Genomic DNA, 19,883 nt, shown 5'->3' on the forward strand with positions numbered 1-19,883 from the left:
AATAAATTAACTTTAATTTGCGACAATCTTACTACTAAGAACCAAAACGAAAGCATAAACTTATAAAATAATAAGATGGCGAAGACTTTTTTTGAAGAAATAAACAGTGAAAACATTACTGGTGTTGCATATAAAAATGTTAGCCTAAAAAAAGACGTACTTAGCTATTTCGCTCATGTAGGCAATGCAACCATAGCAGACCTTTGTAAGGAATTAAACTTAAGTGCTCCTAAAGTTACTGCGTTACTTGGAGACTTAATAAACGACGGGCTAATTAAGGATTACGGAAAAATAGATTCTACAGGTGGGCGTAAACCTAATTTATACGGACTTGTTCCCGACTCTGCTTTTTTTATAGGTGTTGATATTAAACAAAACCACATTAATATCGGTTTATCTGATCTGCAAAAGAACTTGCTTACAGTCTCGGAGAAACTTCCCTATAAATTAGACAATAACAAAGAATCGCTCGAGGCCTTATGTACCCTGATTAATGACTTCATTGCTGAACTGAGTACACCGAAAGAAAAGATACTGGGTATCGGTATCAATTTATCAGGACGCATTAACTACACCACTGGTTATAGCTACAGCTTCTTTTATTTCAATGAAGAACCATTAACTAAAATCCTCGAAGCGAAAATAGGCATACGTATATTTCTGGAAAACGACTCAAAATCAATGGCCTACGGAGAGTTTTCGGCTGGTGTAGTTACCTGCGAAAAAAACGTATTGTTCCTTAACCTTGACCATGGCATTGGACTAGGTATATTAATTAACGGACAACTGTATTACGGAAAATCAGGTTATTCAGGAGAGTTTGGGCACATCCCATTGTTTAACAATGAAATCATTTGTCATTGCGGTAAAAAAGGCTGTCTGGAAACAGAAGCTTCCGGCTGGGCATTAACACGTATGTTTAAGGAACGCCTAAAAGAAGGTTCTTCTTCTATTTTGACGCAAAACGACATCAATCCAGATGATTTAAAAATGGAGGATATTATTGACGCTGCCAACCACGACGATGTATTGGCTATTGAGCTGATTGCCAAAATCGGTGAAAACCTTGGACGTGGAATTGCTTTGCTTATCAACCTCTTTAACCCTGAATTGGTTATATTAGGAGGAAGCCTTGCTGCAACCGAAGAATACATCAGGCTTCCTATAAAAAGCGCGATCAATAAATACTCATTAAGCCTGGTTAACCAGGATACTGTTTTAAAGATGTCTGAATTAGGTGAACGTGCAGGGCTTATTGGCGCATGCCTGCTGGTTCGTAACCGCTTATTCTCGCTTAGCTAGTTAAAATCATTTATTGCTTCACCCAGGTCGTAAACAAGTGCTTTACGACCTACAGCACTTGCCAGAATACTACTTCCTGCAGCACTTCTGTATCCACCAGCGCAATGCACCACTATTGGTTTATCAACTGGCACTTGATCTATATGTGCTCTTAAAGATGCTAATGGAATATGAATTGCATCTTTAAATATTGGATTTGCATTCACTTCATCTTCATTTCTGACATCTACTATGGTAAACAAAGCCGGGTTCCTTTTAAATTCAGCCAAAGGCATCTCAGCCATCGTCTCCTCACCCAATACCGAAATAAATGCAGCTTCGATAAAAGATTCATAACCGATACTAGCTGTACGTCTAATCAGATTATTCAAAGTCCCCATATCAGGAGCTGTAAGATAAAAATGTTCTCCAGGTTTAATGATACTACCCAGCCAGGTTTCGAACTTCTTACCCTGCATCAGGTTAAATGCATTTGGTAAATGTCCTTTTTTAAATACCTGAGCGCCCCTTGCATCAATTACGACAAGATTAGCATCCAACTCTTTTGGATTAACCTGATCCAAAATTTTAACTTTAGCCAACTGTTCTCCAAAACTCTCCGCTCCCTTACGGTTCAAATTTACATCAAAACCGAAATATTCAGGGATAAAAGGCTGATTAGCGGTTAACTCTTTCACAAACTCATCTTCCGTCATCTTTTGCAGCGACCAGTTTCCTATCTTTTCGTTGCCGATTGTACCAGAACCAGCGCTACTTAAAGCCTTACCACACAATGAACCAGAACCATGTGCCGGATACACCAACACATCATCTGAAAGCACCATTAACTTGTCTCTTAATGAATGGTACATTTGCCTCGCTAACTCATCTCTTTTGGCATGGGTATTACCTGCATTCTCTCTTAAATCCGGCCTGCCACAGTCGCCAATAAACAAGGTGTCGCCAGTAAAAACAGCCACATCTTTTCCTTTATGTTCCAATACAATGGAAATACTATCGGGTGAGTGCCCTGGAGTGTGTAAACTTTTTAGTTTTATCTTGCCAAAGCTAAGTTCTGCACCTTCATCAAAAATTGTTTGCGGATAATCGACGCCAGTTAAACTATGCGAGTAAATCTTTGCGCCGGTAGTTTTATGGATTTCCATATGACTACTTACAAAATCTGCATGCGGATGTGTTTCAATCACGCCGATAATCCCGGCACCATGCAACTTTGCAAAATCATAATAAGGTTGTGGATCTCTGGATGGATCAATCAGCACAACCTGCTGTTCACACTCACTCAATATTGCATAACTATAATGCGCCAGGTATTCATCCTGAAATTGCTCTATCTTCATAACATTATTTTTTTTAATGTGGTAACTTATTTTTTAATACACCGTATAAATAGGTTCCTCCCAATGCACCGACAATCACGATTGCAATCACCAGGTATCCATACCCCAGGTTTACAAACATCGGCCCCGGACAAGCGCCTGTTAAAGCCCAACCCAGTCCGAAGATAATACCTCCTATAATATGGCGTGAATATGACTGCTCCTTATCTTTAAAAACAACAGGCATTCCGTCCGTATCTTTTAATTTCCACTTTTTAATTAACCATACACTGATTGTCCCAAGGACTACTGCTGTACCGATAATACCATACATATGAAAAGATTGGAAGCGAAACATTTCCTGTATACGATACCAGGATACAGCTTCAGATTTTGTCATCACGATACCGAAAAATATCCCGGCCAAAATATATTTTACTGATTTCATTCTCTTAAAAAATTAAGGGCATAATTCCCCATGTCATGATTAAACCACCAATAAAGAAACCTACAACAGCTACTAACGAAGGTAATTGCAGGTTAGACAAGCCAGAAATGGCATGTCCCGATGTACAGCCACCAGCATACCTGGAACCAAAGCCTACCAGGCCACCGCCAACTAACAATAAGAGCCATACTTTGGGATCTGAAAGCGCTGCTACAGAAAACAACTCATCAGGATTCAATCCTCCTTTGAAACTAAATCCTAAGGCTTTAAGATCCGTTACCGTGGCTGCCGACAAATCAAGTGCAGCAGGATTGCTCAGAAAATTTGCCGATAACCAACCTCCTAAAACTGCACCTACCAGAAAAAGAAGATTCCAGCGTTGTGATTTCCAGTCGAAATTAAAGAAGCTATTTCTTTTCCCTGCTCCCGCTATAGTGCAGATAGTCCTTAAATTAGAAGAGAAACCAAAACTCTTGCCCCAAAAGATGAGCATCAGCATGATCAGTACGATCATAAGACCAGAAAAATACCACGGCCAGGGTTGTTTAATCAATTCTATCATATTTATTATTATTTAATTCTATTATAAAAGTTCTTTTATTAATATAAAAATACCCATAATGAGCACAAACCATCCAAAGCCTGTCTTCAACTTATTTCCGTTGATGTATTTTCCAATTACACTCCCTGCAAAAACTCCGGCAATAGCCAAACTGGTTACGCTAAGCAACAATGTCCAATCCATTTTAAAATGCCCAACATCCGCAGTAAAACCTATTAAAGAGTTTAAGGCAATAATGAACAGCGATGTCCCTATTGCTTCTTTCATTGGTACCCGCATCAATACCACCAATGTTGGGATCAACAGAAATCCTCCTCCAGCCCCCAGCAATCCCGTAGTAAAACCTATTGCTATACCATAAACAACCATCTTTGGAAGATTTAAACCATTATCCTCTGCACCTGCTTCTTTTTCCTCATTTCTGCCTTTAATCATGGAACCAGCCGCAGCCACCATTAGTACAGCAAACAACATCATCAGCAACATATGCGATGTAAATACAAAATGGTCAGTTGTAAAAATCTGTTGTGGAATAACAGGAATAAGAAACTTTCTGGTTAACCATACAGAGGCAATGGAAGAAAGACCAAACAAAAAAGCAGTTTTCACTTGTACCAAACCTTGTCTATAATTCAGAAAAGCACCTGCAAGACTGGTAAACCCTACAATAAATAAAGAGTAAGAAGTTGCCGGTAAAGGATCCATCCCAAACAAATATACCATTACAGGAACCGTTAAAATAGAGCCTCCTCCTCCTGTTAGTCCTAACGAAATACCGATAAATGCCGAAGCAATATAGGCCAAAATTTCCATGCTGTTTTTTTATGTACAGCAAAGATGAGGAATGTATAAATGAAATACGGTGACATTTGTCACACGCATTATTTTACGAGTTCAATATAGTTGCGATTGAGTTTAATTTGCCCGGCTTGCTCCATTTTTTTCAGTAATCGCGACACCACTTCTCTTGAAGAATTTAAGTCGTTGGCAATCTCCTGGTGAGTTAAATTTAACTGATGGGTATTTAAGTGTTTACTTTGGTTGTTTAGATAAGCGATCAGTCTTTCATCAAGCGCTTTAAAAGCAATGCTATCTATCACCTGCAACAGTTCTTCAAATCGACTGCGATAGGTTTCCATTACAAAATAGTACCAGCTGGTATAAGTTTTCATAAACTCATCCATTAGTTGTATGGGCACCATTAAAATGACGCTATCATCAATTGCCTTACCTATAATTTCACTGGTTTCCTGTTTATCGGCACATATCATAGACAATGCACAGGCGTCACCTGGCTGCAGATAATACATAAAAAACTCATCACCTTCAGCACCGGCTCTATATAGCTTAACCCTACCTTTTACGATTAGGATAGTAGAACGGAAATATTGGCCGGTTTGCATGAGTACATCACCAGTTTTAACTTCTTTTAAAACTGCATGCGCAATTAACTTCTCTTTAAGCGCTGGCTCAAACGAAGGGAAAAGCTCATTAATGTAATCAACCTTACTTAAACCCGCCTCCATATGCTAACCTCGTTATCTTTTTTGATACGGTTTATTTGACTTCACAAAAGCCTTTGGTGGTGGAGCAACCTCTTCGGCCACTTTAATATTTAAGGTTTGTCCTTGAAATTCTTCTCCATTTAGCAACGAAACCGCTTTTTCTGCTTCTGCCTGACTAGCCATTTCTAAAAACGCATACCCTTTGCATCTTTTGGTTACTTTATCACGTACAATTTTTATGGTATTTACATTGGCACGCAGACTTATGTACATCAAAAGATCCAATTCAGTAATATCGGGTCTAAGCCCACCAACAAAAATTTTAACCATGATAACCGAGTTTTTGTGCTATAAAAGTATAAAATATATTGTTATCGCGTGCAATCCAGGGCCATAATAAGTTACCAGCTTTTCTTTTTATGCCCGGCAATTGCATAATATAGAATAAAGAGGTAACATACAATTATAACCCAAAATCCCCTTTGCGGATTGGTTTCTCCGCCTAAGGAGGCATATAGTAAGGGTACTAAACCTCCACCCGGGCCTATTGCCATGATCAGCATTGCAGCACCAACCTTTGTAAATCCACCAAGACCACTTATTGCTAAAGGAAAAATGGTAGGCCACATTAAGGCATTTGCTAATCCTAGCAATGCTATAAAAATGATAGAGGTATAGCCAGTAGTGAAAATCGCAACCAAACAAAAAATTATCCCGATTACAGCAGAATACTTCAGTGCCTGTTCTTGCGTAAGGTATTTAGGTATCGCAATTATTCCAATAAGGTATCCAAAGAGCATTGCTGCCATAGTATATGAAGTAAAGTGTTTCGCCTCATCTAAACTTATACCTATATTTTTTCCATATTGTCCTATCCCGTCCCCCGCTATTACTTCTGCACCTACATAAAATACTAATGCAAGAACACCTAGTATAAGGCTTGGGAAACTGAATATACTTCTCTTCTTATTTTGATGCTCGTCTGCATCTTCTTCGGCTTTGATTTCTGGAAGTTTAGAAAAGAAGATGATTATTGCGACTATAAATACTACAGCAGCTAAAAGGATATAAGGTAATTGGACTCTGCTTGCCATTTCGGAAAGGATTTCATTTCTGGCAGCAGAATTGGTTATGGAAGCGAGTTCTTTTTCCAGTCCACCAGCTCCTTTTAATATAATCCCCCCAACCAATAAAGGTGCGACAATTCCTGCAGATTTATTTGCAATTCCTACCAGGCTTATTCTGCTTGCCGCACTTTCTATAGGACCAAGAATACTAATATAGGGGTTTACAGCAGTCTGGAGTAGGGCTAATCCCGTTCCCTGAATAAATAAAGCAGTTAAGAATAGTCCGTATGTTCTAGAATTGGCTGCAGGAATAAACAATAATGAGCCGACTATAATAACGATCAATCCTGCTATCATTCCATTCTTAAAACCAAGCTTTTTTAACACCATAGCAGACGGTAGCGCCATAAAAAAGTATGCAAAATAAAATGCCGACGTTACGAAGAAAGCCTGAACATCGGTTTCTAAATTACAAACGATTTTTAGATAGGGTATCAATGGACCGTTTGTCCAGGTGATGTAGCCCATCATAAAAAAGATTAGTGCCATCACAAGCATAGGAATAAAATAATTGTCGCGTTTTGTCATTTCCTGGTTCATCATTTAGCTATGGTTCAATTAGTTGAAGATATAAAATTTTCTAACAAATTCAAGATTGACTATATAAGGCAAACTGTAAGTAGTCTAATGCCATTTGAGATAATTACAAGATAACTACAGCTAAACAACAAGATAAATACAAGGTTGCGCTATCCTTACGCTATCATTGAAGTATCATTAAGCTATCGTTACTATATCTACTATGATAGCTCAATGATATCGTAACGATATTGTAAGGATATCGCAACCCTATATTTTAGTAGTAATCATCTTGTAATTATCTTATTATTATCTCGAAAGCAACCTGATATGTGTCCAGCCAGTCCCAATCAACTCCCTTCTTATGTTAATGACGAATATTCAAACTAGTGAGATCCAATAAACTTTTCCTTTACTTTACGAGCCATCTTAAGGGCTTCACTTTCATCCACTGCTATTGCATAAACACAGATCTGATCTCCTTCAATAAAGGAATGTTCCCTGATGGCCATCTCAGATTGTTCCAGATCATTAACAAGAGAAATAACATACACGTCATTGTTTCTATTGAGCTGGATAAAAAAGCAGTCTCTTCTAATGTCGGTATAGAAACTAGGGTTAAGGTGACATTCTACGATCTGTGCATCGCTTTATGTCCTAAATCTGTTTAAGTAAGCTTTAGCCATATCGAAGTCTTCAAATGCAACGTGGACCGGAGCCTCCAGTTCGCAATTTGGTTCTAGAATGAAATAAGCTTTTTCACTTGTGTCTGTTTGATAGAGTTTCATATTATTGTTTTTAAATGTTAATAACATGAGTCACGAAGGGGAATTTAGAAGGAGATCAAATGATCTGTTTTATCACAGAAGGTAAATAAAACGAAGATGCACTATAGCGGGCTCTAAATACCGGACTGCAGGCTTCCAACGGCCATCGGAACGGATTAACAATAGAGCCCATAACGCTACAGTGCACCTGCGAAAGTACAATATTATTCGTTACGGGCATCAATCTACTGTCTCTCCGATTTGGCAATTGTTGGAATTTGCAGTCGAGACTCTTTAAATTAATACCTCATTTAGAAGTAATTGACAAGTTGTTGTTTTTCTTTATTTCATCAGCGATTAGTTTTTAGTGTTAAAATTTCACGTCTTATTTATCATTTAAAGGTTATCAGATACTTTGAAACCTATTTTTTGTCTTGGCTCGTCATTCTTATCTATAAACTTACTCAGGTAATTAAACAGTAGCTCTATTTTCTGATCTTGTTTGACTAGTTTCTTCTCAACTTGCTCAACAAGAGCAGCTACATCTTTATGTAACAATATCATTTCACGCAACATCACAAACATTTCAATAATCCTTACACTTACCTGAGCAGCTCGCTCACCCTTTAATACATTTGATAGCTGGAGTACACCAAATTCAGAAAAAACATAAGGTAAAGTGCCTCCTAGCGCTTGTTTAGATGGTATCGCATTTTGCGATACCATATCTTCAACCTCTAAGTCCGTCAACTGAAACATAAATCTTTCAGGGAACCTATTTAAGTTACGCTTTACTTGTTCCCTTAATCGAATTGCCTTAACTCCATAAAGTTCCGCCAAGTCTCTATCCAACATTACTTTTTCGCCTCTTACCTGGTAAATCTTACTCAAAACAATTTCATCCGGAATTCCAACAAATTTATCTGTCATAATTCATCATTCAATTATAAGCGTTTCATTCTAGCCTTCTTTCTCTCAATAACGTTCAATCGAACGTCCTGATAATTATCAGAATAACAAAATTATATACGAACTATTTTCAGGACTCGACCAAGCAATAAAAAACCCTGCTTCAAATGAATGAAGCAGGGTTTGTGAATAACGAAATATTTAAAAAAGATCGACTTAAGGTGCAACAGCAAATCCCGTTGCTGTTTTTACAAATTTCTTAGTAGCTGGTCCGGTAGAGCCGGTATAAACCGTATAAGTGATATTATAAAAAACAGTAGGATCTGCCGGGGCGGATTCAAATTTTTTATTTATAATAAAAAGAATAGCCGCCTGAACATCAGCGCTTGTCCAGGTAGTAGTCTGAGAAGCAACGAGGTTAAAGTTATTGAATCTCTTTAAATTAGCTCTATTATCTACATTACCAATAGTTAGTGCCTCATCTGCGATCTTCGTATAATCAGCTGGCACAAAGGTATAATACACTGTAGGATCGGGAATCCATGTCCCATTCTTTTTAAGAAATCCTAATGTATTGGTTGAAGGAACAACCTTGTAAGCCCAATTTGTACCATCAAAAACAAGAGTTCTGATTCTTTGAGACGTTATTCTCGATGATGAGAAGTAGGTAAACGAAACGTACTTTACATCGCCAGTTTTAGCCGTTGCCGAGACCACGGCATCAGACTTCAAGAAAGTGTTAAAATATGAATTCAAGTTGGCATCATCAGCAGATCCAAAATTGAACACTGTCATTTTGCCTGCAGACTTATATTGAGCTTCTGAAACATGATAAGGTTTCATCCAGGCTCCATCTTTATAAAGAAAAGTCTCTACTACAGGTGCACCTGCAGATGTAGTTACACCACTCTGGAAATAAACATAGCTAAGTACTACCAATTGATTTTCTGATTTAGTAGCAAACTTGGTATTTAGAAATTCGACGACCTTAACGGCACTAAAGTTTTTAAAAGAATTACCATTTGTTACAGCATAATCCGCGTCTGTTACTGTGTACTGGGTAACTGCCTTCCCATCTACACTTACATTTGTAAGCACACTATCAGCTGGTTTAATTTGGGCCGGCAATAATGCTGAACTATTGTATGTAACATTGGCCGAAGAGCCATCACCTAACTGTGCATAAGAAGTATTAAGTGTTTTGGCAATGCCGGTTTTAGCAGCATCAATTGTAGGGTAAGCAGTTGTAATGGTAATTGCCATTCCCTCTTTTTTATAGTTACCCGGTTTTACCTCGTTATAGGTATCTTCAAGCGGATCACAAGAAGCAAATATTACTGTAATAAATGCTAAAAAGTACAATATATTCTTTTTCATAAGAATTAGAAGTTAATTTTTAAACCAGTAGTAAATGTTCTTCCAGTACCAAAATATACATTTGAGTTACCAGAGTTACTTAAACCTGTTGTTCTGTCAAATGTGGCATACGCGTCAGAGATATACTCAACATTAAACAAGTTATTTACATTTCCAAAAAGAGATGCGTCAAATGTTCCGATTTTGAAACGGAAAACAGCGTTCACATCAAACAATGAGTAATTAGGCACTTTCCATGGAGTTAGGCCCTCTTGGTTTAATGTTGTAGGATCAAACTCCGCATTAAAATTCGCATAATAGTTATAATCCATGCCTAGTTTTAATTCTTCCGTCACATTATAATTAACACCGATGGCAGCTGTTGTCTGAGGAGAATCTCCGACATTTAATCCTTTCATATAGACAGGCCCAACTGTACCAACGGATTGCTGATTCTCATCAAATACTGTTACTTTATCTAAATTATTTTTCCATTTCCAGTCACCAACAGATATCATTCCATTGATACTTAAACTCTTCACAGGTTTTGCAACAAAATCCAGTTCAATACCTTGATGTAAAGCATCAACACCTAAAAGGTTCGCAAAATATCTTCCACCATCCTGGCCTCCGGTAAACGATCTTGTAAATGAACGATCATTCCAGCCGGTACGGTATAGATTTACATTTGCTGTGATCCATTTACTTCTAAAGCCATAACCAAGCTCATAACTCATAATTTTTTCGTTAACAGCATCTTTATTCGGAACGTTCTGATTCCCTATAAATACGGCATTGAAAAAAGGAGCTTTTTCAAAATATCCCACATTGGCAAAAACATTATGCTGATCATTTATATTATAATTAGCACCACCTTTGGTTTGGTATCCCAGGAAATTTTGCCAGCTACTTTCGCGAAGTGGGTCTGTTGACAGATATCTAAAATAATCTATCCGTTTATAAGAAGTGTTTGATCCTGCAAGAGAGATAAATGCGGATAAAGGTCCGTCGCTATATTCACCTTGAACAAAAACACCTTCCCAGTTTACCAGGCCATCATTATAAAATCCAATTTTATCACCTGTCTTAGCCATGTTAATTGGATTGTTAATGTTAGCAGCATCCAGTACATAGTCGGCACTAAGCAGGTTTTTCACCGAATTATAATGTACACCTTTAAATGATCTCAGATCAAGACCACCCAACAAGTTAATTTTATCCGTCAGCTTTCTGTTATAAGTACTTAAAACACCGTACCACTGATGGTCATTTCTATTTGACTGCAAATATGCAATGGCCTTTCCATCGGGTGTAGCTGCATTTAGCTTCGAAATCGCATCCAGATCGATAGGAGAATATCTACCTGCTTTTTTATATTGAGGGTCATCAAAATTCACACCACCAGTCACATTACTATCAAACTCATTACCACCCCGACCTATTGAATAATAAACAGCAGTTGACAATGAAGATTTTTCATCAATCGTCCAATAGTGATTTAACGAAAACTGTGGCTTATGGAAAAAGTTACCACTTATAGTCTTCTCTTTTCCATTCAGGATACCCCAATTTGGGTTGTACTTTATGCCTTGTGGAGCATCTCTATAAGTTTGAATAGATAAACGATCAAATCTTTGTGAATGATACTGAGGAGCACCAAATCCTGTTAACGACAAAGTGTGATGTTCGTTAATAATTTTAGACACATTGAAGAAATAAGTATAAGCTTTATAAGCTAATCCTTCTGCCCATCCGTCTCCTCCTTGTTTTGAACCTAAAACAGTAAAGGCCCAATTTTTATCAGTTAAACCCGTAGAATAAGTAAGCACTGTTTTGTTGAAATCATTATTACCAAATCCCTGATAAATAGATCCCCCCTTCTTAATATCTGTTGTTCTGGTCATAACGTTAACCGTCCCCCCAATTGAAGGAACAGCAACTTTAGATGCGCCTAAACCTCTTTGTACCTGAGTACTGCGCATCACCTCCGACAAACCAGACCAGTTTGACCAGAATACCCTGCCACTTTCAGGATCGTTAACAGGCACACCGTTTACCATCACAGCTACGTTGTTACTTTGAAAACCACGTAGATTCATTCTCGAATCGCCAAAGCCACCACCCGCTCTTGTTGCATACACACCAGGTGTTGATTTCAACATCTCAACAAATTCCTGGTTACTTAGTTTTTCTTCTAATCTAACGGCATCTATTGTTGAAACTGCCACCGGAGTTTTTCGATCAATAGCAACGTTATTAGCAATAATCATTACCTCGTCCATCGTATTTGAACTTGAAGTCAAAGCGATGAAACCAAGGTCTGTTTTACCTGCTGGAATTACCACTTCTTTCCGGTTATAACCGATGTAAGAAATAACAAGGACATTGTTCCCCTCTTGTGTTTTGATGGAAAAACTTCCATCCATAGCCGTTGAAGTAGTAACACCTCCCCCTTTTAATGCTACCACTGCACCGGGTAGCGTTTCCTTTGTTAAGGAATCGATTACTTTACCTTTAATTGTTTGCTGGGCGTAAACGCCTATTGCAAGAAATTGTAGCAGTAAAGTGAAAATAAGTAAAGATTTCTTCATTCTTTTTGGAATTAGTTAATAATGTTTCTTTTAAATGATATCACTAAAAATTTGACAGCAAAACTAAATATTTATTATGCATGCATTGCTTTTTCTATGTTAAATAATTATTAAGAATGACAGAATTTCTCAACATTTAACAGACAGATAAAATATATAACCAACGGTTTGTCAGTTATTTGAATCAATTCCATATAAGAATATGATTTGGAATTAAGCGTTAAGTATACCGTTTATAAACAAATCGCACAATCCTACGCAGTAACGCAGATTTAATGAACATTTTTTTTTAATTTTGGCGCTTTACTAAGTTAAATTCCTTTATTAAAGATATGAACTACGATGTAATTGTAATAGGCAGCGGTCCTGGTGGATATGTAGCTGCGATCAGAGCTTCTCAGTTAGGTTTAAAAACTGCAGTAGTTGAACGCGAATCTTTAGGTGGAATATGCCTTAACTGGGGCTGTATACCGACCAAAGCATTATTGAAAAGCGCTCAGGTATTTGAATATATTAACCATGCTGCTGAATATGGCATTAAGACTGCCGAAGCTGAAGCAGATTTCGCTGCCGTTATTAAACGCAGTCGTGGTGTTGCCGATGGCATGAGCAAAGGTGTTCAATTCTTGATGAAGAAGAACAAGATTGATGTGATTATGGGTACCGGAAAAGCTAAACCAGGCAATAAAGTTGAGGTTAAAGCTGCTGATGGTACACAAAAAGAATATACTGCAACCAATATTATATTGGCCACTGGCGGAAGATCAAGAGAATTGCCTAACCTGAAACAGGATGGTAAAAAAGTGATTGGATACAGACAGGCAATGGTATTGCCTGAGCAACCGAAATCGATGGTTGTTGTTGGTTCTGGTGCAATCGGTGTAGAGTTTGCCTATTTCTATGCAACGCTTGGCACTAAAGTTACCATCGTAGAGTTTATGGACAATGTGGTTCCGGTTGAAGATGAGGATGTATCTAAACAATTGTTGCGTAGCTTCAAAAAAGCTGGTATCGAGATCATGACTTCTTCCAGCGTTGAATCTGTTGACACAAGTGGTACTGGCTGTAAAGTTCAGGTTAAAACTGCTGCTGGCATGCAAACTTTAGAATGTGATATCGTTCTTTCTGCAGCTGGTGTTGTTGCTAACATCGAAAACATTGGTTTAGAAGAAACTGGAATCAAAACTGAAAAAGGTAAAGTTGTTGTTGATGAGTTTTACAATACTTCTGTAAAAGGATATTATGCTATTGGTGATATCGTAGCTGGTCAGGCCTTAGCGCACGTAGCTTCTGCAGAAGGTATTATTTGCGTAGAGAAAATTGCTGGCCACAAACCAGAGCCTTTAGATTATAACAACATCCCTGGATGTACTTACTGCAGTCCGGAAATTGCTTCTGTAGGTTACACTGAGAAAGCGGCTAAAGCTGCTGGTTACGAACTGAAAATTGGTAAATTCCCTTTCTCTGCTTCTGGTAAAGCAAGTGCTGCCGGTGCTAAGGATGGTTTCGTAAAACTAATATTTGATGCTAAATATGGCGAATTATTAGGTGCACACATGATTGGTGCAAACGTAACTGAGATGATTGCTGAGATTGTGGTAGCCCGCAAACTGGAAACTACAGGCCACGAAATGATAAAATCGGTACACCCACACCCTACAATGAGCGAAGCGATTATGGAAGCTGCTGCTGATGCATATGGTGAGGTGATCCACTTGTAATAGACAAATTAAGTGATCTGCTCGATGGCTACATCTTTCGATGAAAAAGCGAAAGCGCTTATGCCATCTCCCAGACACTAAATTTGTTGGTCAAAAAACTTAAAGGGGTAGTTATTAGCTACCTCTTTTTTTATATTTACATTTCTATACATAGATCTTTATTATTTACATTTCTATATTTACTAGTCACATTCCTAACTTATTGAAAAAATGAACTTACATACGATAAACACAGGCTTGTTTAAATTAGACGGTGGTGCAATGTTTGGTGTTGTACCTAAGACGATCTGGCAACGCAGTAACCCGGCAGATGCAAATAACTTATGTACATGGGCAATGAGATGCTTGCTGATTGAGGATGGCGACAGACTGATATTGATAGATAATGGAATTGGTGATAAGCAGGATGAAAAGTTTTTAGGACATTATTATTTACATGGCGACGATACACTTGATAAATCATTAGCTGCAAAGGGCTTTAGCAGAGATGACATTACCGATGTATTTTTAACACATTTACATTTTGACCATTGTGGTGGCTCTATTGTAAGAGACGCTAGCGGCAGACTTCGCCCTGCCTTTAAAAATGCTTTTTACTGGAGTAATGCACAGCATTGGGATTGGGCTGTAAATCCTAACGACAGGGAAAAGGCTTCGTTTTTAAGAGAAAACATATTACCGATACAGGAAAGTGGGCAGCTTAGGTTTGTAGCAGATAAAGATGGCGTAGAATTTCACGATGGAATAAATATTCGCTTTGCTTATGGACATACAGATGCGATGATGTTACCGCAAATACAATATAAAGATCAGACAATTGTTTATATGGCCGATCTTTTGCCATCGGTAGGACATATTCCCCTACCTTATGTAATGGCTTATGATATGTTTCCATTACAAACGCTAAAAGAGAAAAAGGCCTTTTTACAGGAGGCAACCGACAAACAATATATTCTTTACCTGGAGCATGATCCAATTCATGAATGCTGTACTTTGCAACAAACCGAAAAAGGCATAAGATTAGACAAAACGTTCGACCTAAATAGTATTTAGGATAACAGTCTGCGACTTTGCTTACGGGCTGATCTTTAAGCTAAAACACCAGACTATCTCAGTTGGGATTAACTGGCACTTAAACAAAAAATAGCAGTTGATATTTTCTGTTTAATATTTCTTTTTTTTATATTAGTTTACAAAATCAACCTAAGTAAAAATATAAAAAAAAGAATTATGGGTAAATTTGAAATCACGACAAGAAAAAACGGAGAGTTTCAGTTCAATCTAAAAGCGGGTAATGGTCAGGTAATTTTATCTAGCGAAGGTTATTCAAGCAAAGGTGCTTGTCAGAATGGTATCGAATCGGTTAAAAAGAATTCTCAGGATGACAGTAAATTCGAAAGAAAAACTTCATCTAACGGAAAACCTTATTTCAATTTAAAGGCCACCAATGGTCAGGTTATCGGCAATAGCGAAATGTATGAAAGTGAAGCCAGCCGTGAAAACGGAATTGAATCGGTAAAGAAAAATGCACCGGATGCCGAAACTTCAGATCTGAGCTAATACGGATCCCGATACAACTAGGAGACTGTTTAAAAATACGTTTACTGTCTTGTAAATATTCCTTTATTTTTACTCAGTCTCTTAATATTTTGCCCGATTGATAGTTTTTTGTTGTCAGGTTGACAGATTTTACCTAACTTTATCAATAACGTTACACCTTTGCGTAGCCTTCTCTACAAGACCTGACTTAATATTTGGACATCAGCGTCAGGTCATTTCTCCGTCGCCAATATTTTTCACAAAATATTATTTCGCGGCTTCCATTTCCCGTATATGATTATTAATCAATCAACAGTGTACTATATTACCTCTTTTTTCACTATCTTACTTAGGCAAAATAAGCACTGACAAAAGTATTTTGGAATAATTTTTGCTGCAATAATATTATAGAAATTACTGCTGTAAAGTGTAACATTTTCAGGAATTTATGTTTCAAAAATACCTTTAAATTGTTACTTTTGCACGTTCAAGAACATAACGAGTACCAAAACACATAAATGAGACAACTCAAAATCACGCAATCAATTACCAATCGCGAAAGTCAATCATTAGACAAGTACCTTCACGAGATTGGTAAAGTGGATTTAATCACCGCAGAAGAAGAAGTAATATTAGCAAGGAAGATACGCGAGGGAGATCAGGCTGCATTAGAACGCTTAACAAAAACTAACTTACGTTTCGTGGTTTCGGTAGCTAAGCAATATCAAAATCAGGGTTTAACTTTAGGAGATTTGATTAATGAGGGGAACCTGGGGCTGATTAAGGCTGCTAAGCGTTTTGATGAGACTAAAGGTTTCAAATTTATATCATACGCCGTTTGGTGGATTCGTCAGTCAATTTTGCAGGCTATCGCCGAACAAAGTCGTATTGTACGTTTACCTTTAAACCAGGTAGGCTCTTTAAGCAAAATCAGTAAAGCATTTTCAAAACTAGAGCAGGAATATGAGCGTGAGCCTTCTCCTGAAGAACTAGCAGACATTTTAGAGACTACAGTTGATAAAATCTCTGACACACTGAGTAACTCTGGTCGTCACGTATCTATGGATGCTCCTTTTGTGCAAGGTGAAGAAAATACATTACTTGATGTATTGGAAAATCATGAGCCAAATACTGACAGTTCATTAATCAATGAGTCACTTTCTGAAGAGATCAAACGTTCACTGTCTACTTTAACAGAACGCGAACGTGAAATCATCGTTTTATTCTTTGGCTTAAGCACTAACCACCCACTTTCATTAGAAGAAATTGGTGAAAAGTTTAACCTTACCCGTGAACGTGTTCGTCAGATTAAAGATAAAGCATTACAACGCCTTCGTCACACTTCAAGAAGTAAGATCTTAAAATCATATTTAGGATAATTTTAGATAAAAAACATCCTTTTACGTCATAAATCCCTGACTTTCGTCAGAATGATGACATCTTAAAAGATTCAAGAAATATAACACAAAAAAGATTGGGTACTCGCCCAATCTTTTTTACTTTTGCAGCATTCTAACCAAAAATTCCTGACATGTTAAACAAGTACCAATCCGAGTTTCAAAATTGGATTGAAAAAGAAAAAAAAGCAATTGAATTAATCAATATCGTGGGACAGCTATGGTTCGACAGATCGGTTGAACTGGTATTATTCCGTAAACCTTTATTTGACGTTGGCAGCAGCGAAATCCTCGCACACCACCAGTATGCAAAAGAAGTAAGTGGTAAAGACATCAGCATTTACACTACACTGGAACTTGCTGTAACCATTGCAAAATGTAACCTCGCCCCTTCAAGAGTAGATATTGGCAGACTGGCTTCAGAATGGCTGGCAGACAATGACAACTACCCTTCTATTCATGACTTTGTAGTAAGTAAACTGAGCAAACACATCGGAAAAGATAAAATAAACTTAACTCCGGTTGACGTGGTATTATTTGGTTTTGGTCGTATTGGCAGAATTGCAGCCCGCGAACTTATTTTACAAGCAGGAAAAGGCGAACAACTTCGCCTGAGAGCAATTGTAACCCGCAGCTACAGCGATGAAGAACTAATTAAAAGAGCTGAACTTTTACGTACAGATTCTATACATGGTCCTTTTCATGGTACCATCGTTGAAGATTTTGAAAACAAAGCACTCATTATAAACGGACAAACAGTTAGCTTTATCAAAGCTTCTTCTCCTGACTCTGTTGATTATACCGCTTACGGCATCACCGATGCATTGTTAATTGACAACACAGGCATTTATCGTGATCGTGAAGGATTAAGTAAACACCTTAAATCGGCCGGTATTAGTAAGGTGCTGCTTACCGCTCCTGCTAAAGGTGATATTCCTAATGTTGTCGCGGGTATCAATGATACAGAATTTGATTTTGAGACAGAAAACATTCTTTCAAATGCTTCCTGTACAACTAATGCAATTGTTCCGGTACTGAAAATTGTTGACGACGCCTTTGGCATTGAAAAAGGACATATTGAAACTGTTCACTCTTATACAAACGACCAGAATTTACTGGATAACTATCATAAAAAATACCGTAGGGGTCGTTCTGCAGCCTTGAACCTGGTGATTACTGAAACAGGAGCTGACAAAGCTGTAGCGAAAGTAATTCCGCATCTGGGTGGTAAACTGACTGGCAATGCTGTAAGGGTTCCTACTCCAAATGTATCACTGGCTATATTAAACTTATCGCTAAATACCGTGACTTCAAAAGAAGAAGTTGCAGAAATATTAAAACAAGCTTCGTTGTTTGGCGACTTGTCGGAGCAGATTGAATATTCAATCTCTAATGAACTGGTAAGTACCGACCTGATTGGAAACAGTCATGCATCGATAATTGACGGACCTGCTACCATTATTGCAAAAGACAACAAATCGGTTGTATTATATGCGTGGTATGATAACGAATATGGTTATACGAGACAAGTGATTCGACTGGCTAAGAAAATGGCCGGAGTAATCAGACTGACTTACTACTAAGCATATTTACAGACTTATTACGAAGCATATATAAAATATAAAAGTCCCGTTCAATTAAACCTGAACGGGACTTTTTGCTCCTCCTCATCCTGAATTTATTTTGTTTCGCAGCTACTTCTTGGTCAGGACCCCTTACCTAAAAGGTCTTTCTCTTGCAAAATCCTGAAATAAATTCAGGATGACGACCGTATGATAAAGTCTTATTGTTTGTTATAAAAAAGCACTTTATTAAAACTGAACAAGTTTCGGTTTAGTCTGCATAATTTCTTCAATTTTATCCATTACTTCATCTGTAAGCAATGGAAGAACCTCTAAAGCAGTCAGGTTTTCTTTCAACTGTTCTGTCTTGGATGCCCCTAAAATTACCGTACTTACGTTTGGATTTTTAAGGCACCAGGCTAATGAGAGTTTAGCCAAAGAAACATTCAGCTTATCAGCCAATGCCTGCAACTGTCCTGCTTTCTTCAATTTTTCTTCGTTCAATACAGCATCTTTTAACCATTCCATACCTTTCAATTCTAAACGTGTATCAGCCGTCTTTTTAGAAGTGTATTTACCGGACAGTAAGCCAGAAGCTAACGGCGACCAGATAGTAGTACCTAAGCCATATTCCCTAAACAGGAGCAAATATTCTTTTTCCAGTTTATTCCGCTCCATCAGGTTATACTGAGGCTGCTCCATTGTTGGCCCAATCAGGTTGTATTGTTTAGCCACACCTATTGCTTCCATAATTTCGGAAGCATCCCACTCTGAAGTACCCCAATACAAGATCTTACCTTGCTGCAAAAGTGTATTCATAGCCCATACTGTTTCCTCGATTGGCGTATTTCTATCTGGGCGATGACAGAAATATAAATCAAGGTAGTCAACCTGCAATCTTGACAAAGCTCCATTACAAGCTTCTATCACATGTTTACGTGAAAGCCCAACCCTATTTGGACCTTTGTGCTCTGTACCAAAAAACACCTTACTGGATACCACAAAAGATTCGCGTTCCCATTTGTGTGCTTTCAATACTTTACCCATTACGATTTCCGATTTTCCAGCAGCATACCCTTCTGCATTATCAAAGAAATTCACACCCGCATCGTACGCCATGCCCATCAGCTCGTCGGCTGTTTTATCACTAATCTGTTGTCCGAATGTTAACCAGCTGCCTAACGACAATGCGCTTACCTGCAAACCAGATTTTCCTAAACGTCTGTATTCCATTTTAAATTATTTTATGATTAATAAGG

19 protein-coding genes are annotated in these 19,883 nt (G+C 37.9%); 6 read left to right on the forward strand and 13 right to left on the reverse strand.

The features are described 5' to 3' along the window. Window positions 1-75 precede the first annotated feature (75 nt). Window positions 76-1,302: an ROK family transcriptional regulator gene (locus R2Q84_RS04250; protein WP_316815285.1), complete on the forward strand. Its 1,227-nt coding sequence runs from the start codon at window positions 76-78 to the stop codon at window positions 1,300-1,302. On the opposite strand, the gene R2Q84_RS04255 is transcribed toward R2Q84_RS04250, so the two are convergent. From R2Q84_RS04255 to R2Q84_RS04310, 12 genes are all read right to left on the reverse strand, one after another. Beyond that, entirely contained in the window at window positions 1,299-2,642 is a 1,344-nt protein-coding gene (locus R2Q84_RS04255; RefSeq protein ID WP_316815286.1) for an MBL fold metallo-hydrolase, read from the reverse strand. The two genes, R2Q84_RS04250 and R2Q84_RS04255, sit on opposite strands and share 4 nt — an antisense overlap. Window positions 2,643-2,655: 13 nt before the next feature. Next, window positions 2,656-3,069: a DUF6691 family protein gene (locus R2Q84_RS04260; protein ID WP_316815287.1), complete on the reverse strand. Its 414-nt coding sequence runs from the start codon at window positions 3,067-3,069 to the stop codon at window positions 2,656-2,658. A 4-nt stretch (window positions 3,070-3,073) separates the two neighbouring features. After that, window positions 3,074-3,631 carry a YeeE/YedE family protein gene (locus R2Q84_RS04265; protein ID WP_316815288.1) on the reverse strand — a complete coding sequence of 186 codons (558 nt, stop codon included), beginning with the start codon at window positions 3,629-3,631 and terminating at the stop codon, window positions 3,074-3,076. A gap of 21 nt (window positions 3,632-3,652) precedes the next feature. After that, the gene (locus R2Q84_RS04270) at window positions 3,653-4,444 is read right to left on the reverse strand and encodes a sulfite exporter TauE/SafE family protein (RefSeq protein WP_316815289.1); all 792 of its coding nucleotides are present in this window, start codon (window positions 4,442-4,444) and stop codon (window positions 3,653-3,655) included. A gap of 68 nt (window positions 4,445-4,512) precedes the next feature. Further along, window positions 4,513-5,157: a Crp/Fnr family transcriptional regulator gene (locus tag R2Q84_RS04275; RefSeq protein WP_316815290.1), complete on the reverse strand. Its 645-nt coding sequence runs from the start codon at window positions 5,155-5,157 to the stop codon at window positions 4,513-4,515. 12 nt (window positions 5,158-5,169) lie between these two features. Continuing rightward, on the reverse strand, window positions 5,170-5,469 hold the full coding sequence (locus tag R2Q84_RS04280) for an RNA-binding protein (RefSeq protein WP_316815946.1): 300 nt from the start codon (window positions 5,467-5,469) through the stop codon (window positions 5,170-5,172). Window positions 5,470-5,537: 68 nt separating this feature from the next. Beyond that, window positions 5,538-6,806 (reverse strand): sugar MFS transporter, encoded by a 1,269-nt coding sequence (locus R2Q84_RS04285; RefSeq protein ID WP_316815291.1) that lies wholly within the window; start codon window positions 6,804-6,806, stop codon window positions 5,538-5,540. Between the two features lie 362 nt (window positions 6,807-7,168). Further along, window positions 7,169-7,336, reverse strand: a complete 168-nt coding sequence (locus R2Q84_RS04290; protein WP_316815292.1) for a hypothetical protein — start codon at window positions 7,334-7,336, stop codon at window positions 7,169-7,171. Between the two features lie 96 nt (window positions 7,337-7,432). Next, on the reverse strand, window positions 7,433-7,570 hold the full coding sequence (locus tag R2Q84_RS04295) for a hypothetical protein (RefSeq protein WP_316815293.1): 138 nt from the start codon (window positions 7,568-7,570) through the stop codon (window positions 7,433-7,435). Between the two features lie 375 nt (window positions 7,571-7,945). Beyond that, a complete protein-coding gene (locus R2Q84_RS04300; protein WP_316815294.1) occupies window positions 7,946-8,479 on the reverse strand; it encodes an ORF6N domain-containing protein in 534 nt (177 codons plus the stop codon). 195 nt (window positions 8,480-8,674) lie between these two features. Then, complete coding sequence (locus tag R2Q84_RS04305) at window positions 8,675-9,835, reverse strand: hypothetical protein (RefSeq protein WP_316815295.1); 1,161 nt, start codon at window positions 9,833-9,835, stop codon at window positions 8,675-8,677. A 5-nt stretch (window positions 9,836-9,840) separates the two neighbouring features. Beyond that, window positions 9,841-12,405, reverse strand: a complete 2,565-nt coding sequence (locus tag R2Q84_RS04310) for a TonB-dependent receptor (RefSeq protein WP_316815296.1) — start codon at window positions 12,403-12,405, stop codon at window positions 9,841-9,843. Between the two features lie 332 nt (window positions 12,406-12,737). Between R2Q84_RS04310 and lpdA the strand changes: the two genes are divergently transcribed. The 5 genes from lpdA (at window position 12,738) to R2Q84_RS04335 (ending at window position 18,645) form a co-directional block, all read left to right on the forward strand. Then, window positions 12,738-14,126: a dihydrolipoyl dehydrogenase gene (lpdA, locus tag R2Q84_RS04315; RefSeq protein ID WP_316815297.1), complete on the forward strand. Its 1,389-nt coding sequence runs from the start codon at window positions 12,738-12,740 to the stop codon at window positions 14,124-14,126. Between the two features lie 210 nt (window positions 14,127-14,336). Further along, window positions 14,337-15,179, forward strand: coding sequence for an MBL fold metallo-hydrolase (locus R2Q84_RS04320; protein ID WP_316815298.1), 843 nt, complete (start codon window positions 14,337-14,339; stop codon window positions 15,177-15,179). A gap of 177 nt (window positions 15,180-15,356) precedes the next feature. Further along, window positions 15,357-15,686: a YegP family protein gene (locus R2Q84_RS04325; RefSeq protein ID WP_316815299.1), complete on the forward strand. Its 330-nt coding sequence runs from the start codon at window positions 15,357-15,359 to the stop codon at window positions 15,684-15,686. Between the two features lie 497 nt (window positions 15,687-16,183). Further along, window positions 16,184-17,044 carry an RNA polymerase sigma factor RpoD/SigA gene (locus R2Q84_RS04330; protein WP_008242129.1) on the forward strand — a complete coding sequence of 287 codons (861 nt, stop codon included), beginning with the start codon at window positions 16,184-16,186 and terminating at the stop codon, window positions 17,042-17,044. A gap of 152 nt (window positions 17,045-17,196) precedes the next feature. Next, window positions 17,197-18,645 (forward strand): glyceraldehyde-3-phosphate dehydrogenase, encoded by a 1,449-nt coding sequence (locus R2Q84_RS04335; protein ID WP_316815300.1) that lies wholly within the window; start codon window positions 17,197-17,199, stop codon window positions 18,643-18,645. Between the two features lie 228 nt (window positions 18,646-18,873). Here the strand turns inward: R2Q84_RS04335 and R2Q84_RS04340 are convergent, their stop codons facing one another. After that, the gene (locus R2Q84_RS04340; protein ID WP_316815301.1) at window positions 18,874-19,857 is read right to left on the reverse strand and encodes an aldo/keto reductase; all 984 of its coding nucleotides are present in this window, start codon (window positions 19,855-19,857) and stop codon (window positions 18,874-18,876) included. Window positions 19,858-19,883: the final 26 nt, after the last annotated feature.

Source organism: Pedobacter nyackensis (assembly GCF_032678475.1).
GTDB classification, from domain to species: domain Bacteria; phylum Bacteroidota; class Bacteroidia; order Sphingobacteriales; family Sphingobacteriaceae; genus Pedobacter; species Pedobacter nyackensis_A.